Origin of the sequence: Pseudomonas sp. CM25, assembly GCF_013179705.1 — a bacterium.
Classification (GTDB): Bacteria; Pseudomonadota; Gammaproteobacteria; order Pseudomonadales; family Pseudomonadaceae; genus Aquipseudomonas.
Map to the genome: position 1 here is coordinate 1 of NZ_JABMCW010000530.1, position 2,613 is coordinate 2,613.

Here is a 2,613-nt window from a genome sequence, read left to right on the forward strand (position 1 = left end):
GGTGTTGATGCCCGAGTATGCGTCACACCCGTCGCCACTGAGGTTGGAGTTGCTGTAGATGAGGTTGAGGTCGATGCCAAGCCAAGGCCGCGACAGCTCCAGCGACCAGTCGGAGAACCCACTGACCTGGCTGCCATCACCAATGGTGAACGGCGTGCCCAAACGGTGATGAGCGAGCTTGACGGTCAGGTCGACAGCGAACAGCGGCAGTTGGCCGAAGTCGGCAAACAGGGTGCCGGTGCGGTTGTCGGGGTTGTCGCGCAGCGCCCCGCCGAAGCGGCTGCCCAGCACCGAAATACCCCCATACAGCGCATAGCTGTCGGGGCCTGCGATATTCGGCTGGCTGTAGTGGATCAACCCCATTTCGTAGCCCAGGCTGCTGTCGAAGTGGTGCTTGTAGCCCAGGTAGCTGTCCAGCCGCAGCGTCGAATCGGCGGTAACGCCCATGCTGGGGGCGTACTGGCCAATGTACCAGCCACTGGGGTGGCTCAGGTCCAGGCCGCCGTGAAAGGCACCGACGGCACTGGGCGAAATCAGCCCTTGGGCCATGCTGCGTGATGGGGTGGTGCCGAGCGTGAAGTCAAAGCCGCCCAGATCGCGTTTGATCTGCTGGGCCAGCAGCATGGGGCTGAATAGCAGTGCAGCGCTCAACAATAGAAGAGGCCTGGTCATGGTCTCCATCCTGGAAAGCTTGCGGTTGAGCGGTAGAGGATACCTGCGCAGGTGGCTGGAGGGAACCGCCGGTTAGCCGGTTCAGCCTTTGGTCGAACGGTCAGCGTCGGCGGCTTCCGTCACCACAGGCAGGTTGCCGGCACGCTGGATCACCCGCCGCTGCAACTCGTAGTCGTCCAGCGAAAGGCCCCGGCGCTGCAACGCTTCCAGCTGCAGCTGGCGGGTTTCGTCGGCGGTGTATGCACGCAGTTCGGGGTGGCTGGCACAGCCGCTGCTGATGGCGATGGCAAAAACGGCAAAGATGGCGAGCAGCGGGCGGGCCAGGGTATTCATGGGTGAGCTCCGGGGGCCTGTGGTAGTTGGCGAGTCGATGGAGCAAGGTTATTCGGCAATGCCGTTTGGCAGAAATTGCCATTCTCGATAGTGACTATCGACCGCGCGTGAGCCGCTGGCGGTTTATGCCCGATGGCCGAATTCACCATCGTTGCTACCCTTAACCCACGCGGCCTGGTCTTGGGGATAAGCGATGCGCATGCCACTGTGTGTGGTTTTGACGGCAGCACTGTGCCTTGGCACCGTGCCCGGCCTGGTGCTGGCAGCAGAGGTACCGGCCACCGAGCCGCCTGCGGCGGCCGATGCGGTCGCAGCCAAAGACCCGGTTTTCACCCAGGCACAGCTGGACCAGATGCTCGCGCCCATCGCGTTGTACCCCGATGCGCTGCTGGCCCAGGTGCTGATGGCGGCCACCTACCCCGGGCAGGTGAGCGAAGCCGTCACCTGGTCCAAGGCCAACCCCAAGGCGTCCGGCGACGATGCGGTCAGGCAAGTTGCCAAGCAGCCGTGGGACCCGAGCGTACAAGCGCTGGTGGCGTTCCCGCAGGTGCTGGCGACCCTCGGCCAGGACCCGGCCTGGGTCCAGCGCCTGGGCGATGCCTTCCTTGCCCAGCCCGACGATGTCATGGCCGGCGTGCAGCGCTTGCGTCACCAGGCACAGGCTGCCGGCAACCTGCAGAGCAACCAGTACCAGAACGTTACCGTGCAGGCCGCCCCGGCACCGGCGGCCAGCACCCAGGCGCCTGTAGCCAGCAGCCCGCCGAGTACCATCATCATCCAGCCGGCCGACCCGCAGGTGGTTTACGTGCCCAGCTACAACCCCACCACCGCCTATGGCACCTGGGCCTATCCCGCTTCGCCACCGGCCTACTACCCGCCGCCGCCCCTGTATTACGCCGGCTCCGCACTGGTGGCGGGCCTGGCCTTCGGTACTGGCGTGGCAATTGTCAGTTCGCTGTGGGGCAACTGTGACTGGGGCCACAATGACATCGACATCGACGTCAACCGCTACAACAACCTCAACGTCAGCAACCGTATCAGCAACAACCAGAACAAATGGCGGCACAACACCGTCAACCGCGAAGGTGTGCCTTATCGCGACGCCCGCAGTCGCCAGCAGTATGGCCGCCAGCTGGACGGCGCCACGCAACGTACGGCCTTTCGCGGTGACGACGCCCAGCGCGCGCAGGCCCGTGACAAGGCCAGGGCCTCGATGGACCGGGCCGGCATCGAACGGCCGGCGACCAATAACCGGCAGGCACGCCAGCAAGTGCGTGAAGCGCAGGCAGGCAATGCGGGCGGCCAGCGCGTGCAGCCCCTTGGCGATAACGCGAGGGCGGCCGACCGTCGCCAGGAACTGCGCAGTACCCAGGCGCGGCATGGTGAAGGCCAGGCGCGGCAGTTGGCCCATAACCGCGCTGCCGGTACCGCAGGCCGGGCCCGCAACAATGCCTTCGACGGCGTGCGCGCACCGTCACGCACCAGCGCGCAGGCCAGCCGTGGCCACGTCAGCCAGGCGTTTGCCCAGCGCCCCAATGCATCGCGTGCCGCGGGGCACGCCATATCGCGGCCGAGTGCGCCGGCGCGCCGTGGTGCAGGGGGCCGGCG

General features: G+C 66.1%; 3 protein-coding genes. 1 reads left to right on the top strand and 2 read right to left on the bottom strand.

Annotated features, from left to right (window positions below):
- On the bottom strand, nucleotides 1-672 hold a 672-nt coding region (locus HP546_RS28995; RefSeq protein ID WP_172232932.1), incomplete at its 3' end, for a TorF family putative porin.
- A gap of 81 nt (nucleotides 673-753) precedes the next feature.
- A complete protein-coding gene (locus HP546_RS29000; RefSeq protein WP_172232935.1) occupies nucleotides 754-1,005 on the bottom strand; it encodes a hypothetical protein in 252 nt (83 codons plus the stop codon).
- 193 nt (nucleotides 1,006-1,198) lie between these two features.
- Between HP546_RS29000 and HP546_RS29005 the strand changes: the two genes are divergently transcribed.
- Nucleotides 1,199-2,613, top strand: a 1,415-nt coding sequence (locus HP546_RS29005) for a DUF3300 domain-containing protein (RefSeq protein ID WP_172232938.1), incomplete at its 3' end; no start/stop codon positions are given.